This window comes from Pseudomonas sp., assembly GCF_026224925.1.
Taxonomy (GTDB): domain Bacteria; phylum Pseudomonadota; class Gammaproteobacteria; order Pseudomonadales; family Pseudomonadaceae; genus Aquipseudomonas.
Genome location: NZ_JAMFRV010000152.1, coordinates 1 through 4,934, shown reverse-complemented (window position 1 = coordinate 4,934; position 4,934 = coordinate 1). Strand labels below are relative to the sequence as shown.

The 4,934-nt window shown below is 55.1% G+C and carries 6 protein-coding genes; 1 reads left to right on the top strand and 5 read right to left on the bottom strand.

Features of this window, described 5'->3' with window-relative positions; translation table 11 throughout:
• Positions 1 to 76: 76 nt before the first annotated feature.
• The 5 genes from colR to M0974_RS06450 all read right to left on the bottom strand — a co-directional run bounded on the left by colR (position 77) and on the right by M0974_RS06450 (position 4,488).
• Complete coding sequence (gene colR, locus M0974_RS06470; protein WP_297834220.1) at positions 77 to 760, bottom strand: two-component system response regulator ColR; 684 nt, start codon at positions 758 to 760, stop codon at positions 77 to 79.
• Positions 761 to 926: 166 nt separating this feature from the next.
• On the bottom strand, positions 927 to 2,570 hold the full coding sequence (gene groL / locus M0974_RS06465) for a chaperonin GroEL (RefSeq protein ID WP_297834216.1): 1,644 nt from the start codon (positions 2,568 to 2,570) through the stop codon (positions 927 to 929).
• A 51-nt stretch (positions 2,571 to 2,621) separates the two neighbouring features.
• The gene (locus M0974_RS06460; protein ID WP_020292988.1) at positions 2,622 to 2,915 is read right to left on the bottom strand and encodes a co-chaperone GroES; all 294 of its coding nucleotides are present in this window, start codon (positions 2,913 to 2,915) and stop codon (positions 2,622 to 2,624) included.
• Positions 2,916 to 3,193: 278 nt separating this feature from the next.
• Complete coding sequence (locus M0974_RS06455) at positions 3,194 to 3,691, bottom strand: FxsA family protein (protein ID WP_297834209.1); 498 nt, start codon at positions 3,689 to 3,691, stop codon at positions 3,194 to 3,196.
• A 65-nt stretch (positions 3,692 to 3,756) separates the two neighbouring features.
• Positions 3,757 to 4,488 carry a HugZ family protein gene (locus tag M0974_RS06450; RefSeq protein WP_297834207.1) on the bottom strand — a complete coding sequence of 244 codons (732 nt, stop codon included), beginning with the start codon at positions 4,486 to 4,488 and terminating at the stop codon, positions 3,757 to 3,759.
• Between the two features lie 87 nt (positions 4,489 to 4,575).
• On the opposite strand from M0974_RS06450, the gene M0974_RS06445 reads away from it, so the two are divergent.
• On the top strand, positions 4,576 to 4,934 hold a 359-nt coding region (locus M0974_RS06445), incomplete at its 3' end, for an SDR family NAD(P)-dependent oxidoreductase (protein WP_297834203.1).

Sequence of the window (4,934 nt, the reverse complement as noted above, 5' to 3'; positions counted from 1 at the left end):
CCCCAATGCGAACGACCCGGCCACCAATGCGCTCATCAACGCAAAAGCGATGATGATCCGCTGGGCGAGGCTTTGCTTAAACTCCATCACGACCCTCGGCCAAGCGGTAACCCACGCCGTGCACCGTTTGCAGCAGTGGTTTGGCGAAAGGCTTGTCGATCACTTGACGCAATTGGTGTACGTGACTGCGCAGGCTATCGCTGTCCGGGCAATCATCACCCCACAACGCTTCTTCGAGAATTTCCCGGCGCAGCACATGCGGGCTTTTCTGCATCAATACTGCCAGCAGCTTGAGGCCAACCGGATTCAGCTTGAGCATGCGGCCATCACGGCTTACTTCCAAGGTGTCCAGATCGTAGACCAGGTCTGCGACCGTCAAGGTTCGTCGGCCGCCGCCTTGGGCACGGCGTAGGACCGCTTCAATACGCGCAGCAAGCTCGGAAAGGGCAAAAGGTTTCAACAGGTAGTCGTCGGCGCCGGAGCGGAAGCCCTGTAACCGATCGTCCAGTTGATCCCGTGCGGTCAGCATGATCACCGGCGTGTCGCGGCGCGCATCTTCACGCAAACGCTTGCACAGGGTATAGCCATCAATGCCGGGCAGCATGATGTCGAGCACGATCAGGTCGTAGTGTTCGGTGGCTGCCAAATGCAGACCGGAAAGACCATCTTGCGCGCAATCGACGGTGTATCCCTTCAAACCCAAATAGTCAGCCAGGTTCGCCAGGATGTCGCGGTTGTCTTCAACCAGCAGAATTCGCATGAGGGTCTCCGTATGCAGTTATGGCCTTTGAAGCTGGCGCAGCTTAAGGCGTCGTGACGCGTTCGACCAGACTTAACGGCCGACTGGGGCTCGTACACACCCCAAACATAAAAAAACCCCGCACAAGGCGAGGTTTTTCTGGATCTAGCGAAGGGGTAAAGCTGGCTTACATCATGCCGCCCATACCACCCATGCCGCCCATGTCTGGCATGCCGCCGCCAGATGCCTTGTCTTCAACCACTTCAGCAATCATAGCTTCGGTAGTGATCATCAGGCTGGCAATCGAGGACGCCGCTTGCAGAGCAGAGCGAGTCACTTTAGCCGGGTCAAGGATACCCATTTCGATCATGTCGCCGTATTCGCCAGTAGCAGCGTTGTAACCGAAGTTACCCGAACCCTGCTTGACCTTGTCAACAACAACGCTTGGCTCGTCACCGGAGTTGGCAACGATCTGGCGCAGTGGAGCTTCTACAGCGCGACGCAGCAGAGCGATACCGACGTTCTGATCAGCGTTGTCGCCTTTCAGGTCAGCAATGGCTTGCAGGGAGCGAACCAGTGCTACGCCGCCGCCAGGTACCACGCCTTCTTCAACGGCTGCACGAGTAGCGTGCAGGGCGTCTTCAACGCGTGCTTTTTTCTCTTTCATTTCAACTTCGGAACCGGCGCCGACTTTGATCACTGCAACGCCGCCAGACAACTTGGCCAGACGCTCTTGCAGTTTTTCTTTGTCGTAGTCAGACGTGGTGTCTGCTACTTGCGTGCGGATCTGAGCGATACGCGAATCGATGTCCGAACGAACGCCAGCACCGTCGATGATGGTGGTGTTTTCTTTGTTCAGCACAACGCGCTTGGCATTACCCAGGTGTTCCAGGGTAGCGGTTTCCAGGCTCAGGCCGATTTCTTCGGAGATAACGGTACCGCCAGTCAGGACAGCGATGTCCTGCAGCATGGCTTTGCGACGGTCGCCGAAACCTGGAGCTTTAACAGCTGCAACTTTCACGATACCGCGCATGTTGTTCACAACCAGAGTCGCCAAGGCTTCGCCTTCAACGTCTTCGGCAACGATCAACAGCGGACGGCCAGCTTTGGCCACTGCTTCCAGAACTGGCAGCATTTCGCGGATGTTCGAGATTTTTTTGTCGACCAGCAGGATCAGCGGGCCGTCAAGCTCGGCAACCATGGTGTCTGGCTTGTTGATGAAGTACGGGGACAAGTAACCACGGTCAAACTGCATGCCTTCAACAACAGACAATTCGTTTTCCAGGCCAGTGCCTTCTTCAACGGTGATAACGCCGTCTTTGGTCACTTTTTCCATAGCTTCGGCAATGATGTCGCCGATGGAGCTATCGGAGTTGGCGGAAATGGTACCCACCTGAGCGATTGCCTTGGTGTCGGTGCACGGCTTGGACAGTTTTTTCAGCTCGGCAACAATGGCGATGGTCGCCTTGTCGATGCCGCGCTTCAAGTCCATTGGGTTCATGCCGGCAGCTACAGCTTTCAGGCCTTCGTTAACAATCGACTGAGCCAGAACGGTAGCAGTGGTAGTGCCGTCACCAGCGTCATCGTTAGCACGGGAAGCAACGTCTTTGACCAGCTGCGCGCCCATGTTTTCAAAACGGTCTTTCAGCTCGATTTCTTTAGCAACCGACACACCGTCTTTGGTGATCAGCGGAGCGCCAAAGCTTTTTTCGATGATGACGTTACGGCCTTTAGGCCCGAGGGTCGCTTTAACTGCGTCAGCCAGGACGTTTACACCGGTGAGCATTTTCTTACGAGCTGAGTCGCCGAACTTAACTTCTTTTGCAGCCATGATCGTTATTCCTTAAATACTTTGTAGTAATGGGAAATTCGCGGGGAATACTCAGGCTTCGACGACTGCGAGAATTTCGTTCTCGCTCATCACCAGCAGGTCTTCGCCGTCTACTTTCACAGTGTTGCTGCCGGAGTACGGGCCGAACACCACTTTGTCACCCACTTTCACAGCCAGCGCACGTACTTCGCCGTTGTCCAGCACACGGCCGGTACCTACAGCGAGGATCTCGCCACGGTTAGGCTTTTCAGCGGCCGAACCTGGCAAAACGATACCGCCAGCGGTTTTGGATTCTTCTTCGCTGCGACGGATTACGACGCGGTCATGCAGAGGACGAAGCTTCATTGTCGATCTCCTAATTATGGTTTTAAACGTCCCGGTGACTGACACCGGTGAGTTAGAACATCCGGCGTGGCCGGTTGCGGTTCGACAAGCGAAACGCAGAATACGGTCTGGTGATTCCACCAGAAACCTTGCGGTGACCCATACATAAGGGCGAGCAAGGTGATTACAAGGCTTGAGACCGATTTTTTTTGCAATTCATTACAACGGTTATAACGAACGCAGCCGACCTGACTGCCTTATTAAAGGCTGCCACGTAGAGGGCTGAGTATGTAACGCGTCTATTGCTTGCCGTCGCGGTGTTCGAACTCACCTTCGATGACGTTCGGCTGACGGTTGCTTGGCTGCGCCATGCCAGCACGACCGAAACCTTCACCCGCTTGCGGATCACGCAGATCATCGGCGAACGCGCGTTGCCGCGTAGCCTGATCTTCCGCGCGCTTGCGCAGCTTGCCCACCAATACTCGGCGGGTGACCGGCAGCAGACAAATAACACCCAGTACGTCGCTGATAAAACCGGGCAGCAATAACAAACCACCCCCGACAGCAATCATCAGGCCTTCGAGCATTTCCTGAGCAGGAAGCTCGCCGCGTGCAAGGCTTGCACGAGCGCGCAAGGACGTCGCGAAACCTGCCACACGAATCAGGAATACACCCAGCATGGAGCTTGCAACCACCAGCAAGATGGTTGGAAAAAAACCTATCGCCATGCCGACCTTGATCAATATAAACAGCTCAAGCATCGGAAACAGGACGAACAACAACAGAAAAACACGCATCAAATGAGTTCCTCGACGGAAGAAGACTTCCAATAAACCCTATGTGACGTCGCAAAAGTGTTAATTCAAGCCTCCTCGGCTTCTTCGGCCGGCCATTTATCAGCGTGAGCCAGCAAAACCAAGGCCTCGCGAACTTGTGTCGGCGTATTACAAGGTTTGGCAAAGGGCAGCCAGTACAAGCCTTGTCCGATACGCAGGTGCATGCCTTCGCTGTCGACACCCACCATCACCGCGGGCTCCGTATGCGGCAGACCGGTCAGTTGAACATAGTGCGCGATGGCCTTGGCGTGATCTTCATTCATGTGGTCGACCATACTTGCCTCGGCCTTACCGGCAAAGGGATTGGCCAGCGCCACGTCGTCAAGCCAGTGGATCGCGCCAAAACCGCCGATGAAACGGTAACGCACCGGGGCCAACACCCAGAAATCAAAATCGTGGGCGCTGTGATAACTCTGCGACTCCGGGAAAAACCGATAATAGCGTTGAGCAGCTGCTTCAATGCCTGCGGCGTCTTGCACCTTCTCCGCCTCGGCCAATACCGTCACACGGCCCACCGCCTGCACGTCCTCAGCGCCACGCTCGCCCACCAACAGCGAACACTTGGGATCTTTCTGCAAGTTGTGGGTGTGTTGAGCTATCCGGCTGATCAAAATTAACGGCCGTCCCTGGTCATCCAGGCAATAAGGCACGACAGAGCCGAACGGAAAGCCGGGCATTGATTTGGAGTGCGTGGACAACACGCCTCGGTATTCCTTGAGCAACAGTTCTCGGGCATGCTTAGCCGCTTTCGCGCTCATCTTACGACTCCTTATGAAGCGTCCGTCGCAACATGACGGCCACTCAAAAATTTTGCAGTACCACTAATCGTTTATTGGGCCACAAAAATGCTTTTGAAAGACAAAATAATAATTATCACGGGCGGTTGCCAGGGTTTGGGTCGCTCGATGGCCGAATATCTGGCCGGGAAAGGCATGAAGCTCGCGCTAGTGGACCTGAATCAGGAAAAGCTCGACCAGGCGGTGGCCGCGTGCAAGGCCCAGGGCGTGGAGGCGCGTGCTTACCTGTGCAACGTGGCAGACGAAGAACAGGTAACCCACATGGTCGCCCAAGTCGCTGACGATTTCGGTGCAATTCACGGTTTGATCAATAATGCAGGGATTCTACGCGACGGTCTGTTGATCAAGGTCAAGGATGGCGAAATGACCAAAATGTCCCTCGCTCAATGGCAAGCGGTGATCGACGT

Excerpts from the sequence above, each read along its gene's own strand:
- colR (WP_297834220.1), bottom strand. The coding sequence starts at position 760 with ATGCGAATTCTGCTGGTTGAAGACAACCGCGACATCCTGGCGAACCTG.
- M0974_RS06460 (WP_020292988.1), bottom strand. The coding sequence starts at position 2,915 with ATGAAGCTTCGTCCTCTGCATGACCGCGTCGTAATCCGTCGCAGCGAA.
- M0974_RS06450 (WP_297834207.1), bottom strand. The coding sequence starts at position 4,488 with ATGAGCGCGAAAGCGGCTAAGCATGCCCGAGAACTGTTGCTCAAGGAA.
- groL (WP_297834216.1), bottom strand. The coding sequence starts at position 2,570 with ATGGCTGCAAAAGAAGTTAAGTTCGGCGACTCAGCTCGTAAGAAAATG.
- M0974_RS06455 (WP_297834209.1), bottom strand. The coding sequence starts at position 3,691 with ATGCGTGTTTTTCTGTTGTTGTTCGTCCTGTTTCCGATGCTTGAGCTG.